General features: G+C 46.0%; 18 protein-coding genes. 12 read left to right on the top strand and 6 right to left on the bottom strand.

The annotated features are described in order from the left end of the window. Positions 1-4 precede the first annotated feature (4 nt). Together CIK93_RS02965 and CIK93_RS02960 are read left to right on the top strand one after the other, a co-directional pair. Entirely contained in the window at positions 5-529 is a 525-nt protein-coding gene (locus CIK93_RS02965) for a methylated-DNA--[protein]-cysteine S-methyltransferase (protein WP_094446531.1), read from the top strand. A gap of 442 nt (positions 530-971) precedes the next feature. Continuing rightward, entirely contained in the window at positions 972-2,321 is a 1,350-nt protein-coding gene (locus tag CIK93_RS02960; protein WP_094446530.1) for an NAD(P)-dependent oxidoreductase, read from the top strand. 89 nt (positions 2,322-2,410) lie between these two features. On the opposite strand, the gene CIK93_RS02955 is transcribed toward CIK93_RS02960, so the two are convergent. From CIK93_RS02955 to trxA, 3 genes are read right to left on the bottom strand one after another with little or no spacing between them, the layout of a single operon-like run. Further along, a complete protein-coding gene (locus CIK93_RS02955; RefSeq protein ID WP_094446529.1) occupies positions 2,411-2,770 on the bottom strand; it encodes a LysR family transcriptional regulator in 360 nt (119 codons plus the stop codon). Positions 2,771-2,777: 7 nt separating this feature from the next. After that, positions 2,778-5,261, bottom strand: a complete 2,484-nt coding sequence (locus CIK93_RS02950; protein ID WP_094446528.1) for an FAD-dependent oxidoreductase — start codon at positions 5,259-5,261, stop codon at positions 2,778-2,780. Between the two features lie 16 nt (positions 5,262-5,277). Next, positions 5,278-5,574, bottom strand: a complete 297-nt coding sequence (gene trxA / locus CIK93_RS02945) for a thioredoxin (RefSeq protein WP_094446527.1) — start codon at positions 5,572-5,574, stop codon at positions 5,278-5,280. Between the two features lie 223 nt (positions 5,575-5,797). Here trxA and CIK93_RS02940 point away from each other — a divergent pair, with 223 nt between their 5' ends. From CIK93_RS02940 to CIK93_RS02930, 4 genes are all read left to right on the top strand, one after another. Continuing rightward, positions 5,798-6,259, top strand: a complete 462-nt coding sequence (locus CIK93_RS02940; RefSeq protein WP_094390070.1) for a peroxiredoxin — start codon at positions 5,798-5,800, stop codon at positions 6,257-6,259. Between the two features lie 53 nt (positions 6,260-6,312). Beyond that, on the top strand, positions 6,313-6,885 hold the full coding sequence (locus CIK93_RS02935; protein WP_094440612.1) for a 2'-5' RNA ligase family protein: 573 nt from the start codon (positions 6,313-6,315) through the stop codon (positions 6,883-6,885). Next, complete coding sequence (locus CIK93_RS14075) at positions 6,857-7,048, top strand: 4Fe-4S binding protein (protein WP_144007183.1); 192 nt, start codon at positions 6,857-6,859, stop codon at positions 7,046-7,048. The genes CIK93_RS02935 and CIK93_RS14075 overlap by 29 nt, the downstream gene beginning before the upstream one ends. 208 nt (positions 7,049-7,256) lie before the next feature. Next, entirely contained in the window at positions 7,257-8,894 is a 1,638-nt protein-coding gene (locus CIK93_RS02930) for an ABC-F family ATP-binding cassette domain-containing protein (RefSeq protein ID WP_094446526.1), read from the top strand. 273 nt (positions 8,895-9,167) lie between these two features. On the opposite strand, the gene mtgA is transcribed toward CIK93_RS02930, so the two are convergent. After that, a complete protein-coding gene (gene mtgA, locus CIK93_RS02925) occupies positions 9,168-9,893 on the bottom strand; it encodes a monofunctional biosynthetic peptidoglycan transglycosylase (protein WP_094436126.1) in 726 nt (241 codons plus the stop codon). Next, the gene (locus CIK93_RS02920) at positions 9,894-10,559 is read right to left on the bottom strand and encodes an OmpA family protein (RefSeq protein WP_094390046.1); all 666 of its coding nucleotides are present in this window, start codon (positions 10,557-10,559) and stop codon (positions 9,894-9,896) included. It lies immediately after the preceding gene. Positions 10,560-10,691: 132 nt separating this feature from the next. Here CIK93_RS02920 and proS point away from each other — a divergent pair, with 132 nt between their 5' ends. Together proS and rpsA are read left to right on the top strand one after the other, a co-directional pair. Beyond that, positions 10,692-12,170, top strand: coding sequence for a proline--tRNA ligase (proS, locus tag CIK93_RS02915; RefSeq protein WP_094390045.1), 1,479 nt, complete (start codon positions 10,692-10,694; stop codon positions 12,168-12,170). 425 nt (positions 12,171-12,595) lie between these two features. Then, on the top strand, positions 12,596-14,377 hold the full coding sequence (gene rpsA / locus CIK93_RS02910; RefSeq protein ID WP_094446525.1) for a 30S ribosomal protein S1: 1,782 nt from the start codon (positions 12,596-12,598) through the stop codon (positions 14,375-14,377). A gap of 408 nt (positions 14,378-14,785) precedes the next feature. On the opposite strand, the gene CIK93_RS02905 is transcribed toward rpsA, so the two are convergent. Further along, the gene (locus tag CIK93_RS02905; protein ID WP_094390043.1) at positions 14,786-15,172 is read right to left on the bottom strand and encodes a DUF3127 domain-containing protein; all 387 of its coding nucleotides are present in this window, start codon (positions 15,170-15,172) and stop codon (positions 14,786-14,788) included. 164 nt (positions 15,173-15,336) lie between these two features. On the opposite strand from CIK93_RS02905, the gene dnaN reads away from it, so the two are divergent. From dnaN to CIK93_RS02885, 4 genes are all read left to right on the top strand, one after another. Continuing rightward, positions 15,337-16,461 (top strand): DNA polymerase III subunit beta, encoded by a 1,125-nt coding sequence (dnaN, locus tag CIK93_RS02900; protein WP_094390042.1) that lies wholly within the window; start codon positions 15,337-15,339, stop codon positions 16,459-16,461. A gap of 115 nt (positions 16,462-16,576) precedes the next feature. Continuing rightward, complete coding sequence (locus tag CIK93_RS02895) at positions 16,577-17,437, top strand: 3'-5' exonuclease (protein ID WP_094390041.1); 861 nt, start codon at positions 16,577-16,579, stop codon at positions 17,435-17,437. Between the two features lie 3 nt (positions 17,438-17,440). Continuing rightward, on the top strand, positions 17,441-18,634 hold the full coding sequence (gene coaBC / locus CIK93_RS02890; protein WP_094446524.1) for a bifunctional phosphopantothenoylcysteine decarboxylase/phosphopantothenate--cysteine ligase CoaBC: 1,194 nt from the start codon (positions 17,441-17,443) through the stop codon (positions 18,632-18,634). Positions 18,635-18,648: 14 nt separating this feature from the next. Next, positions 18,649-19,536 carry a DUF4835 family protein gene (locus CIK93_RS02885; protein ID WP_254046238.1) on the top strand — a complete coding sequence of 296 codons (888 nt, stop codon included), beginning with the start codon at positions 18,649-18,651 and terminating at the stop codon, positions 19,534-19,536. Positions 19,537-19,541: the final 5 nt, after the last annotated feature.

Raw genomic sequence — 19,541 nt, 5'->3', positions numbered from 1 at the left:
CCGCATGCCGCTGATCAGCATCCAGTATTACAACTCGCCATGCGGTAAACTCGTCTTGGCATCCATGGCAGGCGAACTGTGCCTTTGCGACTGGAACGCGAATCCTTGTGCCGAGCGCAACCTGCATCGGCTAACAGAGAGCATGGGTGCCTCTTTCAAGACAGAAGCCACCTCGGTCTTGGAAGAGACCAAAAAGCAACTCGATGAATATTTTGCAGGCCGTCGCCAGACCTTCGACATCCCGTTGCGTCCCATAGGCACAGACTTTCAACATCGCGTATGGAGCGCATTACTCCGCATCCCCTACGGAGAAACAAGGAGTTACAAGGATATTGCGCAAACCGTCGGGCGTCCCCAAGCCGTCAGAGCCGTGGCAGGGGCTATTGGGGCAAACGGCATCAGCATCCTCATCCCCTGCCATCGCGTCATAGGCAGCAACCACAGCCTGACAGGATTTGCAGGAGGCCTGGAAGCAAAGCGCATGTTGTTGGAGATGGAGCACAGACGCCTGTCGTTTGATACCCCGTGATGCACGGTGCGCATGCTGTCCATACCATTTTTGGGTCACCATGCCGCAATCATGGTAATTTGCAACAATAAGACAACTAAATCATTAATTAATTGATACTATGTTACAAATTAACAACTTACACACGACGTTTTGTTACAGATTAAAAGAATTATCAACCTTTTTGTTTGTTATACAAACTTTTGGCATTAAAAAAGTAAAGCACAGCAAGCAAAAAGCCAAAACAATCCGTTCTACGCGCATAAACACGTAATATTTAATAATAATGTACGCGTGACGGACGCACCTTCCCAAGATTTACCGAGATTCAGGCTTAGCGCTCAGAAAACTAACCATAGAAGGCTAAAAAAAGCATGCGCCTGTGTCGAACTTGAAAAAAATACATTATCTTTGCAGAAAGTTTGCACAGTTCTCTGTTGCGACAGAAGAAACAAACGAAAATATGGAAACAGAAAACAAATCATTTCAAGAAGTTAACGAGGGCTACACCATGCTTGAGGCTATCAACGAGGCTAAACGCTGCCTGCATTGCAAAGTGCCTCAATGCAAGAAAGGATGTCCTATAAGTCATGATATTCCTGACTGGATTCACGAGTTGTCGATGGGTAACCTCGGCAATGCCATGAACATCATCAACAACAAGAGTAATCTGCCTTCCGTTTGCGGTCGGGTGTGTCCTCACGAAAAGCAATGTGAAGGACACTGTGTGCTCAACAAGAGGGGCGAAGGCATTCGCGTGGGCAAACTGGAGAGGTTTATTGCCGACTTCGACGGCAATATGAGTCTTATCCGCGAGAACCTATTGCCAAAGACGAGAGGTAAGATAGCCGTTATCGGTTCTGGCCCTGCCGGACTGACCATTGCCGGCGACATGGCCCGACAGGGCTTCAATGTTGAAATTTTTGAGATGGAACCAGAACCGGGAGGGGTACTGATGTTTGGCATTCCTGAATATCGCCTGCCCAAGGAAATCGTACGCCGTGAGATTAAGAAGATAGAAGAGCTGGGTGTGGTGTTCCATTGCAACACCACCGTAGGCAAGGGTGATCTGACCATCGAGAAACTCTTTGAAATGGGCTATGATGCCATTTTCATGGGCACAGGAACGGGCGTGCCTAAGAAACTCCACATCCCAGGCAGCAATCTTAAGGGCGTGCGCCAGGCTATATGGTTTTTGCGGCGCGTCAGCCTCTACAACGAGGGCAACCTTAGCCGAGATGAAGTGGTGGTGCATGAAGGCAACCGCGTATTTGTGATAGGTTGTGGAAATACTGCCATGGATGCTGCCAGAACGGCAGTACGCATAGGAGCGAGCCACGTGGAAGTGGTTTATCACCGTACCGTCAACGAGATGAGTGCACTCCGCTCGGAGTATGAGGATGCCGTGGCAGAAGGTGTAAAATTCAGTTGGCAATCGAGCATCGTGGAGATTCACGATGATAATGGAACGCTCAACGAGGTGGTTATCGAATCCAATGGCGAGCGCCGCACTGAGAAGGCCGATTTCGTCATCATGGCGGTTGGCTCTGCCCCTGCAAGTAGAATTGTATCTACCACGACGGGTATCGACGTAGATGAACGCGGCTACGTCCTGACTCGTGAAAAACCGTATGGCATGACTACCCGCAAAGGGGTGTTTGCCGGTGGCGACGTGGTAAACCGCCCTTCAACTGTTGTTCTCGCCATGCGCGATGCAAAACGTGTGGCTGAGGGCATGGCACAATATGTTGATGCTGTGAAACTCATAGAGGCTGTAAACGAAAAGGGCGAGATGAAGAAACCTGAAGTTTAGGATGCTTTTTCATCGTCAGCATAACGGTCATACTCCAAGAATCGCTGCTGTGGATTCTTGGAGTATTTTTTTTAGATCAGACTTTTTAATCACAGTCTTATACCATACTTCGCTAGTTTGATGAATTGGGGCAGGATATACGGGGCTATGGTAGGGCCTACAGCAAGAGCAAATCTTCCCCCTATCGTCCCCTTGTCTTCGTTGATGATTTCTCCTATGCGTTCAACTTCCATAAGTGCTTTTTCTGCCTGTTGGATAATCTTTGCACCGGCAGTTGTCGGAGCTACAGACTTGTTGGAACGTTGAAAGATGCGGATATCCAGTTCCTCTTCAAGTTTCTGAAGCATAGCACTTAGCGTAGGCTGCGACACATGACACGACTCAGCCGCCTTCGCAAAATTGCGAAAGCGGTTGAAGGCTATGATATATCTAAGCTGTTGTATGTTCATCGTTCTGTCATATAAAGAGGTTTACATTGGCTTGGTCGGCTCGTTCCATATAACTGGCAACGCCTCCTATGGTGACATTGTCGAGCAATTCCTCACGGTTCACCCCCATGACGTCCATCGACATCTGACAGGCAATAAACTCCACACCGTTGTCGATGGCTTGCTGCCGAAGCGACTCCAGCGAATCGACACCTTTCTTTTCCATCAGATAGCGCATCATCTTGGCACCTATGCCCATCATGTTCATTTTCGACAGCGCCAACTTGGAGGAGTCGTTAGGCAGCATCCAACCAAACATCCGTCCGAAGATGTCCTTCTTCACCCGAGGCTTATGGGCTTTTTTGATGGCGTTAAGTCCCCAAAAGGTAAAAAAGATACTCACCTTCTTTCCTGTAGCTGCTGCGCCATTGGCAAGTACAAACGTGGCGAGCGTTTTATCTAAGTCATCGCTAAACAGGATCAAGGTCTTGCCCATATCATGGGGATGCGGTCTGCTGGCTTCTATTGCACAGGGAGTGGTCTTTTCTATTATGGCTATATAGACACCGGATTCAGACCTCTTACCCAAAAATTTATTGCCTGTTGTACGACACCATGCCTCGGCATCACGTGGAAAGGCGGCGTCCGTGGCACGTACCTCCAACTGTTGACCGGCATTCAGCCCGTCCATCGCCTGCTTCATCTTCATGATGGGTCCCGGACATTGAATACCGCACGCGTCAACCTTGACGACGGAAGAACCGGCAGCGCACGATGAGTTCTCTGTTTGCCCTTCTGCTATTTCAGAGCTCATCTTGTCTGTTTCATCAAAGCCATCTGGCGTTTCGATTGTTGCTGTTGCTGCCTTATAGGTTTTCAGACCGCCTATCAGATTGCGAACAACCTTATAACCATTAGCCTTAAGGATATTGGAAGCCAGATAACCGCGTAATCCTACCCCACAGAACAACCATACAGGTCGGTCGTTAGGAATTTCAGAGAGTCTTTCTCTCATATCGTCCAAAGGAATATTGACGGCTCCGGAGATTGTTCCCAGCGCATACTCGTCTGGAGTACGCACGTCAACTAATGTCACCTTGGTGATGTCTGCCTCTTTCAACTCGCGCCAATAGAGCGGCGTCATTTTATCGGTCAGAATATTACCAGCTACATAGCCAGAAATGGCAACAGGATCTTTTGCCGACGAGAATGGCGGAGCGTAAGCATGCTCTAAGCGGGTGAGGTCTCTCACGGTCGCCCCATTCTTGATAGCCATTGCATATTCGTCGATGCGCTTATCCACGCCATCATACCCAACAATCTGAGCACCATAGAGTTTTCCATTTTCAGGAGAGAAGGTAATTTTGATATCCATCTGCAGACTGCCTGGATAATAACCGGCATGTGCACCATTATGAATGGTGGCAGAGAGATAGGGAATATCCATCTGTTTGAGTCGTTTGGCAGGAAGGCCGGTTAATGCGACGGTAAGATCGAATACTTTGGCGATGGCAGTTCCTATAGCCCCTTCATATTTCTCTTTATTACCCAAAACCATATTGTCTGCAACAATACGCGCCTGACGGTTGGCAGGTCCTGCAAGGAAGTTAAGCCATGGCTTACCGGTAATAGGATGTGGAAACTCTATGGCGTCACCCACGGCATAGATATTCTCGTCAGAAGTCTGAAGGTATTCATCTACCCAGATACCCCGCATTTCACCCAACCTCAATCCAGCAGCTTGAGCCAGACGTGTTTCTGCACGCACGCCGATGCTCAAGAGCACCATATCAGCCTTGAGGCGAATGCCAGACTTGAAATGGACCGTCAGTTCTTCACCCTCACGCGAGAATCCTTCAACGGCCTGTTTCAGATATAGTTTCACATTCTGTTGTTGTAAGTGATCATGTACCAGCGACGCCATGGAATAGTCAATAGGTGACATCACCTGATCAGCCATTTCCACTACCGCCACTTGGGCACCTGCATGGTTCAGGTTTTCCGCCATCTCCAGTCCGATAAATCCACCTCCTACAATAACAGCACGCTTCACTTGATGACTGTTCATATACGCCTTGATACGGTCGGTATCGTTGACATTTCTCAAAGTGAAGATGCCTTCACTGTCTATACCTTGCAAAGGTGGTACAACGGGCGACGCTCCAGGAGAGAGCAATAGTTTGTCGTATGTTTCGGTATAGTCTTTTCCATCCGCTGTATGTATGGTAACCTGCTTTGCAGCAGTATCAATAGCCGTTACCTCGCTCAGCGTACGTACGTCGATATTGAAACGTTTGCCGAACGCTTCGGGAGTCTGTACAAACAAACGGTCGCGCTCATCAATCACGCCTCCTATATAATAGGGCAGTCCACAGTTGGCATAGGAGATGTATGCCCCTTTGTCGAAAAGGATGATTTCTGCATCTTCCGTCATACGTCGGATGCGTGCTGCAGCAGTCGCGCCTCCTGCCACTCCTCCTACTATAATATATTTTTTCTTGTTTGCTGTCATCGTCAATAGTATTTTTTTATTGAAATTGTGCAATCACTCGTTTAAGTTCGCTTGATGACATGGCTCCACTCTGTCGCCATTTCATCTCTCCTTCTTTGAAGATCATAAGCGTAGGAACCGACTGTATGCGCATCTGCATGGCAACGGCTTCATTCTTATCCACATCTACTTTGACGATGCGAATGCTGTCGCCTAATTCTTTCTTGAGCTGTTCCAATACGGGGTGCATCATTCTGCAAGGACCGCACCATGTTGCGTAAAAATCCACCAGAGTCAACTGACTACTTTGGATGATGTCTGAAAGTTTTTCCATATCGTTATTGTTTTTATTTGTTTTCGATTTGATGTTGCAAAGATAGGCAATCTTTTATAGACAAACAAACTTATATATCTATATTACGATAGATAATAACTATCAATAATCAAAAAAATCCATAAATATGATTGGTCGTTATGAATAATATATTTATCTTTGCAGGCGAATGGCATTTGTATTACCATTGCCAAGAAATAACAATCTAAAAAAACATACCATTATGACTATCGGAGACAAAATACCAGAGGTGCTTGGTATAGACCAAGACGGACGTGAGATTAAGGCAAGTGACTATCGTGGCCGCAAAATTGTGCTTTACAGTTACCCCAAAGCCAATACCAGCGGATGTACCGCGGAAGCCTGTTCCTTGCAGTCGCACAAGGCGGAGCTGGCGGCAGCCGGTTACGAGATTATCGGCGTGAGCAAAGACAAACAAGCCTTGCAGAAAAAGTTTGCTGACACCCAAGGGTTACAGTTTCCACTTATTGCCGATACAGAGACCACCTTATTGCAGGAACTCGGTTGTTGGGGCGAGAAGGTTGCTTGTGGCAGAAAGACCATCGGCATTCTCCGCACCACTTACCTCGTAAATGAAGAAGGCGTTATCGAGAAAATCTTCACTCCAAAGGAAATCAAAACCAAAATCCATGCTGAGCAGATCTTGGACTACATCAACAAATAACAATTTGTATTCAAGTCCAACATAGTTAGGAAGAATAAAACCGAACACTCTCCATGGCTCGCATATTCATAGCAATACGTTTCGACGATGAGTTAAAAAAGACTCTTGTCGCCTTACAACAGACATTAAAGGCGAAAGGAGTTGCAGGAAACTATTGTTCGTATGGTAATCTCCACATGACGCTTGCATTCATAGGTGAAAGCGTTTTCGTTAAGCCAAAGGAGCAGAATAAAGCTTGCTTTGATTCTGCCAAAGAGAAATGCCAAAAGACAAAGTCCATGGATGTACTGCCTGAAATTCACAAAGCCGTGAGCGAAGTGGAGTTTGAACCTTTCACCATGACCTTAGGCAAACTTGGAACATTTTCTACAAAAAACGGGGTTATCTGGTGTGGGATAAAGGAGAGCGAACCAATCACAACTATTGCCAATAAGCTGCGCGAACGTCTCTCTGCAAATGGCATATCTTATAGTTCCCTGGCTTTTTCCCCACATATTTCCTTGGTTCAACATCCCACACAAATCATAACTGACATAGAGGTTCCCGAAGTCTCTATAAAGGTAGAAAGAATCTTCGTCATGAAATCCGAGCGTATCAATGGTGAACTCATATACTCGGAACTATGAGACGTCGAATCGTAAGTATTGCATAAGAAACTGTATCGGCTGCATGCGTTGTGTTTCCGTTTGTCCTGCCCATGCAAGAGGGATTGGCGAGCGTCTAAACCAATTGACTGCATTTCTTGCCCCGCTTTGTTGCGAAAGGAAGAAAAACGAATTGTTCATTTAATGACATTCAGCTTTCGTAAGATTTATATAAGGATTTTGTCGTCTTTTACCTTCGGGATGCGTTAATTCTACATCATCGATTTCTGTTTACAACCATTTTTTCGTAACTTTGCAACTTTGTTGATAACAAACTGTATCAGCACACGACCGCAAACAGACCCGATATTCTGTTTTTGCAGCGTTTTTCACTATAACCACAAGAAAGAAATATGATTACTGTTGATGGATTGACCGTCGAATTTGGCGGAAGCACCCTATTCAAAGACATCTCCTTCCAAATCAACGAGAAGGACCGTATTGCCCTGATGGGAAAAAATGGCGCAGGAAAGAGTACTCTGCTCAAAATTATTGCCGGGGTACGCACAGCAACAAGAGGTACCGTTTCGGCACCAAAAGACTGCGTCATTGCCTATCTACCACAGCATCTGATGACTGAAGACGGACGAACCGTGTTTGACGAAACCTGCCAGGCATTTGCTCATCTTCATGAGATTCAGGCGGAAATAGACCGCATCAATAACGAACTCACTACACGTACTGACTACGAGAGTGACGAATACATGCAACTCATCGAGAAGGTTTCGACACTATCAGAAAAGTTCTACGCCATAGATATGAGCCACTTTGAAGAGGATGTGGAGAAAACACTCCTCGGTCTTGGATTCGAGCGTTCTGACTTCAACCGCCCTACCAGCGAGTTCTCCGGAGGCTGGCGTATGCGCATCGAACTGGCAAAACTGTTGCTCAAATCACCAGACGTTCTTCTCCTTGACGAGCCTACCAACCACCTCGACATAGAATCTATCGGCTGGCTTGAGGACTTTATTTGCAATAGTTCTAAAGCAGTGATTGTCATCAGCCACGACCGCAAATTCGTGGACAACATCACCACCCGAACCATTGAGGTGACCATGGGACGCATCTATGACTACAAAGCTACTTACAGCCACTATCTGGAACTGCGTAAAGAGCGCCGCGAACAGCAAATGAAGAAATATGAGGAACAGCAGAAAATGATTGCCGAGACCAAAGACTTCATCGAACGTTTCAAAGGTACCTATTCCAAAACCTTCCAAGTGCAGAGTCGGGTAAAGATGCTTGAAAAACTGGAACTCATCGAAGTGGATGAAGAAGACACCAGCCATCTGCGCCTGAAATTCCCACCAAGTCCTCGAAGCGGCGCCTACCCTGTACAAATGAGCGATGTAGCCATGGCGTTCGACGACAAAAAGGTTTTCAGCGGAGTGAACCTTACCGTGGAACGTGGCGACAAGATTGCTTTCGTGGGGCGAAACGGAGAGGGTAAATCAACATTGGTGAAGTGCATCATGGGGCAACTGAAAAATGAAGGGAAACTTCAGCTCGGCCACAACGTACAGATTGGCTATTTCGCCCAAAACCAAGCATCGCTACTCGATGGTGAACTTACCGTTTTCCAGACTATTGACGATGTGGCTAAAGGTGAAATACGCAACAAGATACGAGACCTCCTCGGCGCCTTTATGTTTGGCGGAGAAGATTCTACCAAGAAAGTAAAAGTGCTCTCAGGTGGAGAACGCACACGTCTTGCCATCCTCAAACTCTTGTTGGAACCCGTCAACCTGCTAATCCTCGACGAGCCCACCAACCACCTTGACCTCAAGACCAAAGATGTGCTCAAGCAAGCACTTCAAGACTTTGATGGCACACTCATCGTTGTCAGCCACGACCGCGACTTCCTTGATGGCCTTGTCAGCAAAGTCTATGAATTCGGTCATGGTCGCGTACGCGAACACTTATGTGGCATCTACGAGTTCCTTGAGTCCAAAAAGATGGAAAGTTTGCAGGAATTGGAAAAGAAACAATAGTGCATTATGCGAAAATAGTTTGCCAACGCAGCACATCACAATCAATATTGTCACTTTTTCTTTACATATCAATATGATTTCATATTACACCGTTCCTCATACATCTTAATATATATAAGTCCGTGGCATTTCCCAAGTAAGTCTGATGCAACTCCCACGTAAGTCCCGATAAACATACGGACGACATGGGGGACAGAGAGGAAACAGATAAGAGAAACAAAAAAACTCCCTGTCGATTTCCGACAAGGAGAATATCATATTGCAAAGCAATAATCATTTATCGGGCAACGTCTTTACAAACCTCATTTCACGCAAAATGCGCCCCTGACGTTTTCGTAGATAAGGACCAGGATCAGCAGAATTGTATTTGCGCGGATTGGGTAACGAACCGGCAATAAGAGCACACTCCGACTTTGTCAAATCGGCAGCTGACTTATGGAAATGCCACTCTGCCACAGCACTCGCACCATAAATTCCATCACCCATTTCTATAGAGTTTAGATAGACCTCCATAATGCGCTCTTTAGACCATACCAACTCAATAAGCGCGGTAAAATAGACCTCAAAACCCTTACGTATCCACGAACGGCCAGGCCAAAGAAAAACATTCTTAGCGGTCTGTTGTGAGATAGTAGAGGCACCAAGTTTGCGCTTTTCGGGATGACTGATATTACGCATGGCAGCATACTCTATGGCTCGATAGTCAAAACCATGATGGTCAAGAAAACGAGCATCCTCACCTGCCATAACTGCCTTGGGAAGTGAAGGGGAAATATCCTCAAGAGGCACCCAACGATGGCGCAACACCAATTCATGCCCCTGTCCTGCCTGTTGGAAAAGACGGATAAACATGAGCGGAGTAAACCAAACAGGCACCCAACGCAATACGACAACAGAAAGAATAGTGGAAACGAAAAACGTTGCCACTATCCATAATAACACTTTTCTTATCTTCTGCAAAACAAGAGTTTTAGTCTGCGATACTGTAAGTTTGCCCATTTAGTTTGCCTGTTGTGCCTGCTGAATAGTCTTCTGACTGGCGTACATATATACCTCTACTCGACGATTGAGCTTACGACCTTCAGCAGTACTATTATCTGCTACAGGATTAGTAGAACCCTGGCCTTCAATACGCTTAATCTGAGCGGATTTTACACCACAAGACAGGAGATAACTATTAACACTCTGAGCACGACTGACAGACAACGGCTGGTTAATACCATCGTTACCCGTATTATCGGTATGACCAATGATGGCAATATCGAGGTCAGCATTATTATTAAGCACCTTAGAGAACTGTGCCAGCGAGTTTTTGGCACTCTGACTGAGTTCGGCCTTGTTGGTGGCAAAAAGAATAGCTGAGTCAAACGACACCTTGACAGCATCGAGTCCATTGGTATCTTTCACAGTTTCAACCTGAGCATTTTTTACCTGGGCAGCCTCAGCCTTCACCTTATCCATACGTTTGCCGATAATCGCTCCTGTTCCTGCACCTACTGCGGCTCCGATAGCTGCGCCAACAGCAGTATTTCCTGCAATTTTTCCGATTATACCTCCAAGCACAGCACCACCTCCAGCGCCAATACCTGCTCCTTTCTGCATGTTATTGCACCCTGTAAAGAGCATGCCAAAGCAGAGTGCAAGCGAAATAGCCTTGATTTTCATTCTTTTGTGTTTTTTGTTACGTGAATACTTATTAAATTGATGCAAAGGTAGAAAAAAATATCATTAATGAATTATGAATTATGAATTATTTAGTAACTTTGCACCAAATTTTAGATTTCTACAAGTATTTTTATGGCAAAAGAACTTAAAGAGCTGACAAAAAGAGCAGACAACTACAGCCAGTGGTACAACGACCTTGTGGTCAAGGCCGACCTGGCCGAGCAATCAGCCGTGCGTGGATGCATGGTGATCAAACCTTACGGCTATGCTATCTGGGAAAAGATGCAACAGCAACTGGACAAGATGTTTAAGGAAACTGGCGCACAGAACGCCTATTTCCCTCTGTTGATACCAAAATCATTCCTTAGCCGCGAAGCCGAACACGTAGAAGGCTTTGCCAAGGAATGCGCCGTGGTGACCCACTATCGCTTGCGCGCCAAAGAAGACAAAAGTGGCGTAGAAGTAGATCCAGCTGCAAAACTGGAGGAAGAACTCATCGTACGTCCTACCTCAGAAACCATCATTTGGAACACATACAAAAACTGGATTCACTCATGGCGCGACCTGCCTTTGATGTGCAACCAGTGGTGTAACGTAATGAGATGGGAAATGCGCACACGCCCATTCCTCCGTACCTCAGAATTTCTGTGGCAAGAAGGTCACACCGCCCATGCCACCAAAGAAGAAGCAGAACAAGAAGCACAGAAAATGCTGGCTGTTTATGCAAAATTTGCAGAAGAATGGATGGCTGTACCCGTATTGCAGGGTGTAAAGAGCGAAACAGAGCGCTTTGCAGGTGCACTCGACACCTATACCATCGAGGCCATGATGCAAGACGGAAAGGCACTGCAAAGCGGTACTTCACACTTCCTCGGGCAGAACTTCGCCAAGGCCTTCGACGTCACCTATCTTAATAAAGAGAACAAACCGGAATATGTCTGGGCCACCTCATGGGGCGTTTCTACCCGACTCATCGGTGCTCTCATCATGACTCACTCAGATGACAACGGTTTGGTATTACCTCCAAAACTGGCCCCTATCCAGGTGGTCATCGTACCCATCTCAAAGGGAGACGATTTGAAACACATCAGCGAACGTCTGCAACCCGTCATCGACGAACTGCGTTCAAAAGGCATCAGCGTGAAATATGATGACTCGGACAACAAGCGTCCCGGCTTCAAGTTTGCCGACTACGAACTTAAAGGTGTACCTGTACGCCTCGTAATGGGTGCTCGCGACTTAGAGAACGGCACCATCGAAGTGATGCGCCGCGATACTTTGGAGAAAGAAACACACTCCATCGACGGCATCGCTCAGCATGTAGAGCAGTTGTTGGAAGACATCCAGAAGAACATCTTCGAGAAAGCACGCTCATGGCGCGACTCACGCGTTTATGAATGCGACAACTACGAGGAGTTTAAGGAACGCGTGAAAGACGGAGGTTTCTTCCTCTGCCACTGGGACGGCACCGCCGAGACCGAGGCAAAGATCAAAGAAGAAACTCAGGCCACCATTCGCTGCGTACCTTTTGCCTACGAGCAGACTCCGGGCATAGATATGGTCAGCGGTAAGCCTTCAAAAGCACGCGTCATCATCGCCAGAAGCTACTAAGCAAAAAAAAACGAGAAAACCGCAATAAAAACCGCGCAGACTCACAAAGGAACCACGTAAATACGTGACAAAAAACATGAGCCAAGTCAGACTTAGTTTGACTTGGCTCATAACATAAATATAAAACAAAGAAAAATCATCGTTTTCGTTAAGCCAAATGAGCAGAACCGAACTCCTTCGAGTTATGCCATGGAGAAAAAACGAAGAACGAAGTTCAGGGTTTACGTTAAGCCCAATAAGCAGAATAAAGCTCGTTTTTATTATATCCCGGCGAGAAAACGAAGGATATTATACAACTTTCGGCAAAAAACTTTGGTAGGAAACTATTTTTTTTGTAATTTTGCAGCCGATTTGTGGGTATAGGCCTACAATCACAGTTCACATAAAGTCCAACTTTATTAAATTAACAAACAATTTTTTAAATTATGTCAGAATTAACAAAGAACGTACAGCCGCTGGCCGATTTCGACTGGAACCAGTTTGAAAACGGTACGACTGTCAATGTCAGCAAGGAAGACCTCGACAAGGCCTACGATGAGACTCTCAACAAAGTGAGCGAGCATCAGGTAGTAGAGGGAACCGTAATCAGTGCAGACAAGAAAGAAGTAGTCGTAAACATCGGCTACAAGAGCGACGGTATCATCCCCGCATCAGAATTTCGCTACAACCCCGACCTCAAAGTAGGTGACGTTGTAGAGGTTTACGTAGAAAATGCAGAGGACAAGAAAGGTCAGCTCATACTTTCTCACAAGAAAGCACGCCTCTCTAAGAGCTGGGAGCGTGTTAACGCAGCCCTCGAGAACGAGGAAATCATCCAGGGCTACATCAAGTGCCGCACTAAGGGCGGTATGATTGTTGACGTATTCGGCATCGAGGCTTTCTTGCCCGGTAGCCAGATCGACGTTCACCCCATACGCGACTACGACCAGTTCGTAGGCAAAACCATGGAATTCAAGGTTGTCAAGATCAATCAGGAGTTCCGCAACGTAGTAGTTTCACACAAGGCTCTCATCGAGGCCGAACTGGAAGCTCAGAAGAAAGAAATCATCAGCAAGCTCGAAAAGGGTCAGATTCTCGAAGGTACTGTCAAGAACATCACTTCTTACGGTGTATTCGTTGACCTCGGCGGTGTTGACGGACTCATCCACATTACAGACCTCTCTTGGGGTCGCGTAGACGATCCTCATAAGGTAGTAGAGCTCGATCAGAAAATCAATGTCGTTATCCTCGACTTCGATGACGAGAAGAAGCGCATTGCTCTCGGTCTGAAACAGCTCACTCCACATCCATGGGACGCTCTCGATGCAAACCTGAAGGTAGGCGATCACGTGAAGGGCAAGGTAGTCGTTATTGCCGACTACGGTGCATTCGTAGAGATCCAGCCTGGTGTAGAGGGTCTGATCCACGTATCAGAGATGTCATGGAGCCAACACCTGCGTTCAGCTCAGGAATTCCTGAAGGTTGGCGACGAGGTAGAGGCCGTAATCCTCACTCTCGACCGCGACGAGCGCAAGATGTCACTCGGTATCAAGCAGCTCAAGGAAGATCCATGGGAGGCTATCGAAGTGAAATATCCCGTTGGCAGCAAACACAGCGCCAAGGTTCGCAACTTCACCAACTTCGGTGTATTTGTTGAACTTGAAGAAGGTGTTGACGGCCTGATCCACATCAGCGACCTCTCATGGACTAAAAAGGTTAAACATCCTTCTGAATTCACACAGGTTGGTGCACAGATTGACGTTGTCGTTCTCGACATCGACAAGGAAAACCGCCGTCTCTCTCTCGGCCACAAGCAGCTTGAAGACAATCCTTGGGATGTATTCGAGGAGAAATACACCGTTGGTTCTATCCACGAGGGTAAGATCGTTGAACTCCTCGAGAAGGGTGCTGTTATCCAGCTCGACGAGAACGTAGAGGGCTTCGCTACTCCTAAGCACCTCGTTAAGGAAGATGGCTCACAGGCTACTCAGGGTGAGGTTCTGTCCTTCAAAGTTATTGAGTTCAACAAGGACTCTAAGCGCATCATCCTCTCTCACAGCCGCACTTTCGAGGATCCTCAGCGTGAGGAGAAGAAGGCTGCAGCCAAGAAGGCTCGTGCCGCTAAGAAGGAAGACGCTCCAAAGATTGAGAACATCGCAGCAAGCACCACTCTCGGTGACCTCGACGTTCTGGCCAATCTGAAGGCTCAGATGGAGAAGGGTGAATAATCCCTCCCACTCCACAATATAAGCAGAGGCTGCAATCGATAAGGTTGCAGCCTCTCTTTGTATTCATAAGTTATTCATAAGTTACTTGCTTTGTTTTCTTCTCTATCCTCTATGTCTTTTTAGTATTACATAGAAGACAACAGTTCACAATCTGCGAATTCAAATAAAAAAATCCATAGGCCCATGATTTCTGGATTTTATTATTCAGAGAATCTGTAGTTCCATGAGCCGATAGCTTTCCAAGAATCCCCATAACATACACGAAGGATACAAATGGAAAGACTGAAATCTTAACTCTAAACCACATACCCATAATGCCCTACTCTATTAACTCAAACTCATATATAAAAAAAGCAACCGACCCCAAAGTCAATTGCTCGAATATCTGTTTGAATGAACGACAGACTATTAGAAAGGCAGATCATCGCTACTTCCCTCAGCAGGTTCCTGAGTAGGAGGGAATGGAGATGTAGCAGTCTGAGGAGCAGCACCAGCCATAGGAGCACCCACAGGAGCAGCGGCAACACCACGGTTCACATTGTAAGCACGGATTTCATTGAACCAACGACCATTGTACTCGTGTGCATCAATGTCAAAACTAACAGTAAGATCCTCGCCCTGCTGGATATTGAACTGTTTTATACGATCCTCACCGAAAATGCGGAATACACACTTTTTGGGATATTGACCCGGTACCTCAATGACATATTCCTGAGACATCCAAGGGTTTCCTGTACGTGCAGACACGCCACTGTTTGCCGGCAATACGGCAATGATTTTTCCTGTTAATTCCATAATGTAATATTAGTCTTATTTATTGAATTTATGTTTCAGATTGCGAAATTACGAAAAATAGTTCTAAAAAGAACACTTTTCTCCAAATATTTTTGCAAGTCAACAACTATTTTTGTATTTTTGTACTCGGTAAAAATGCTAAAAACATATAAACAACAATATTCATGAGATTTACAGTATCAAGCACTGCGCTCAGCAGCAAACTCAATGCTCTCGCAAAAGTCATCAACAGCAAGAACTCACTGCCTATCTTGGCCGACTTCCTGTTCGACATCCAAGACAATGTGCTCTATCTGACAGCCTCTGACAGCGAGAATGTCATCAACACACAGATGGAACTGACCGAAAGCGATGCAAACGGTCGTTTCGCCATCAACAACCATGACTTGCTCGAAGCCATCAAGGGATTCTCAGAGCAGCCGATCACATTCGATGTCAACCTTCAGGATAACATCGCAAAGATCAGTTACCAAAACGGCCTTTTCTCGCTGCCTGTGGAGAATGCAGACGAATACCCACAGAGCCAACCTATCACAGAAGGAATAAACACCATCGTGATGCCAAGCAACGTGCTTGCCGACAACATCAACCGTTCTCTCTTCGCAACAGCTCAAGACGAACTCAGACCGGTAATGAACGGAATATACTTTGATCTCACTCCTGAACATCTCGCTGTGGTGGCTTCAGACGGTCACAAACTCGTTCGCAACAAAGTATTCACCGTACAAAGCGAACAGCCTGCATCATTTATTCTCCCCAAAAAACCTGCTGGCCTGCTGAAAAACCTGTTGCAGAAGGATGGAGGTGACGTAGAAATCAAATTCAACGAACGCAATGCGGAAATCAACTACGGTGATGGAAGACTCTCATGCCGACTGATTGAAGGACGTTATCCAAACTACAATTCTGTAATTCCACAGAACAACACCAACACGCTAACCGTTGACAGGCTGGCTCTACTCGCAGCTCTTCGCCGCGTACAACCTTTTGCCAACGACTCAAGCAACCTTATCCGATTCCATGTAGAAGGAAGCACCCTACAGCTCGACGCAGAAGATTTCGACTTCTCAAAGACAGCTACCGAACGCATGATTTGCGACTACAACGGACAGCCCATGAGCATTGGATTCAAAGGATCAGCATTCATCGAAATACTTACCAACTTCGATTGCGAAGAGGTTATCATACAATTGGCTGACCCAAGCCGTGCAGGACTCGTCATTCCATCAGAACAGCCAGAAGGGCAAGACGTGCTCATGCTGATGATGCCTATGCTCCTCAACGACTGATAAGACACAACGGACGATTGGTAATCGTAGCGCAATAGTATAGCACGCTCGGAATTACGAGTAGCAAGCGCGCGGTTATCAATCGCCTTTTTTATATCTATTAAAAACAACCATCATGAAACTCAACTTACAGAAACCACTTGTCATCTTTGATCTTGAAACAACAGGATTAGACATCGTCAAAGACCGAATCATACAGATATCCTACATCAAGGTATTCCCTGACGGACGAGAAGAAAGAGGAAACTATCTCGTCAACCCAGAGAAACCCATTCCTGACGTCGTCGTACAACTCACAGGCATCAGCAACGAAGATGTACAAGGACAACCCACTTTCAAGGAAATAGCCCAGACCATCAATAAAATTTTCGCTGACAGCGACATCGCTGGTTACAACTCCAATCACTTCGACGTACCTCTTCTTGCAGAAGAATTTCTGCGCGCCAATATCGACTTCGACTTTTCAAAACGAAACATGATTGACGTACAAACCATTTACCACAAAATGGAGCGTAGAAACTTGGCTGCAGCCTATAAATTCTATTGCGGAAGAAAAATGGAAGAAGACTTCACCGCACACCGCGCCGACGAAGACACAGAGGCAACATACAGAGTGTTACAAGGCGAACTCGACATGTACACCGCAGAGCGACAGGAAGAGCCAGAGCGCATACTACAGAACGACATGAAGTTTCTCGCAGAATTCTCACGTATGAACAACAACGTGGATTTTGCCGGACGAATTGTTTGGGGAGAACTGAAAGACCGAGCAGGAAAAAACATACTCGATAAAGACGGTAACCCCATTATGACTGAAATGTTCAACTTCGGTAAATACAAAGGAACCCCCGTAACTACCGTACTCAATATCGATCCGGGCTACTATAGCTGGATTATGCAAGGAGACTTCACCAACAATACCAAACAAGTGCTGACACGCATCAGATTGCGCGAAGCTTCCAATTTAACACGATAATAAATGCTTAAAGGGAAAAAAATAGTATTAGGCATCACAGGATCTATCGCAGCCTACAAAGCATGTCTCATCATAAGAGGACTGATTAAAAGAGGCGCTGAAGTACAAGTGGTCATTACCACTGCTGGAAAAGAATTTATCACTCCCATCACACTATCGGCACTCACTCAAAAACCAGTCATCAGCGAATTCTTCTCGCAACGTGACGGAACATGGAACTCGCACGTTACACTCGGACTCTGGGCTGATGCTATGCTCATAGCTCCCTGTACCGCTTCAACCCTGGGGAAAATGGCAAATGGAGTGGCAGACAATATGCTCATTACCACCTATCTGTCAATGAAAGCCCCTGTGTTTATTGCTCCTGCCATGGATCTCGACATGTACAAACATCCTACCACACAGGACAATATGAAACGCCTACAATCCTTCGGCAATACCATTATCGAACCCAAAAGCGGATTTTTGGCATCAGGCTTGGAAGGAAAAGGACGCATGGAAGAGCCTGAACGCATCGTGGATTTCCTCGACAGCGCACTTAACACACAGAGCTCCATGCAAAACAAAAACATTCTCATCACCGCAGGTCCCACATTCGAAAAGATAGACCCCGTGAGGTTTATCGGCAACTATTCAAGCGGAAAAATGGGATTTGCACTCGCTAGAGAATGTGCATTAAGAGGAGCGAATGTCACACTCGTTGCCGGCCCTGTTTCACTGGAAACACCACATTCCGCAATCAATCGTATTGACGTGGAAAGCTGCGAAGAAATGTATGAAGCTACTGTCGAACATTTTAAACAGGCAAATGCTGCAATTCTATGTGCAGCAGTGGCAGACTTCAAGCCAGAAAACATGGCCCAAGAGAAAATAAAGCGAGAAAAAGATGACCTCGTCATTAGGCTCAAGCCTACCCATGATATCGCTGCCCAACTCGGAAAAATGAAAAAAGAAGGGCAAAGACTTGTGGGCTTTGCACTTGAGACAAACAACGAAATGGCTCATGCACAAGATAAGCTCGTGCGCAAGAACCTCGATTTCATCGTGCTCAACTCATTGAGAAATGAAGGTACTTGTTTCAAATCTGACCAGAACAAAATCTGCATCGTCACAAGAGAGGAACAAAAGGAGTTCGGGAAGAAAAACAAACAAGAAGTTGCCATCGATATCGTCAACGAACTGGAGGAGATTATATGAAACACTGGCGCATAATGGTCATACTGATTGTCGCTGCTTGCTGGGGAGAAATCAAAGCCCAAGAACTACAAGCACGCGTCAGTATAAACCATGCGCAGGTGCAAGGAACTGATGAACGTGTATTCAAACAACTGGAACAATCACTCCAGCAATTTGTCAACGACAGGCAATGGACTGACCTCCAGTTTGATAAGAAAGAGCGCATCAACTGTGTATTTAACATCACCGTCGGCAAATACGACAAAAGCACAGGAAGGATGGAAGCAACAGCCAATATACAGGCAATAAGACCGGTTTATGGATCAACATACACCACAACCATCTACAGCAATCAAGATACTGACTTCAACTTTGATTATGCAGAATACGATCAACTCAATTTTCACCCCGAAACAATAGACCATCAACTCACAGCGCTCATGGCCTATTACGCCTACCTCATCATAGGAATAGATCTCGACACCTTCTCACCAATGGGGGGAACAGATGTGTTGCAACAATGTTACCTGTTGGTCAACAACGCTCAGTCATTGGGATTTGCAGGATGGAAAGCATTCGACAACGACAGAAACAGATACAGCATCATTAGCGACTATCTCGATGAACCTATGCGCCCCATTCGCCAACTGCAATACGAATACTATCGAAAAGGACTCGATCAGATGGTTACCAATACTGAAAGGGCAAGAAAAACCATCAGCAGCGCACTACAACTCCTCAAACAAGCACACCAAAACAAAATGATGAGCAGAATGCCACAAATATGGACCGACTACAAGCGCGACGAACTGACCAACATCTTCCAAGGAAAAGGTACGGCAAAAGAGCGCGAAGAGATATACAATCTGCTCACAGATATCAATGCTTCGCAAAACAATGCATGGGAGAAAATAAAAGAGTAAAAATG

This window comes from Prevotella sp. P3-92 (assembly GCF_002251205.1).
GTDB lineage: Bacteria > Bacteroidota > Bacteroidia > Bacteroidales > Bacteroidaceae > Prevotella.
Note: the sequence above shows the minus strand (reverse complement) of the source record. Positions and strands in the feature narration are given on the sequence as shown.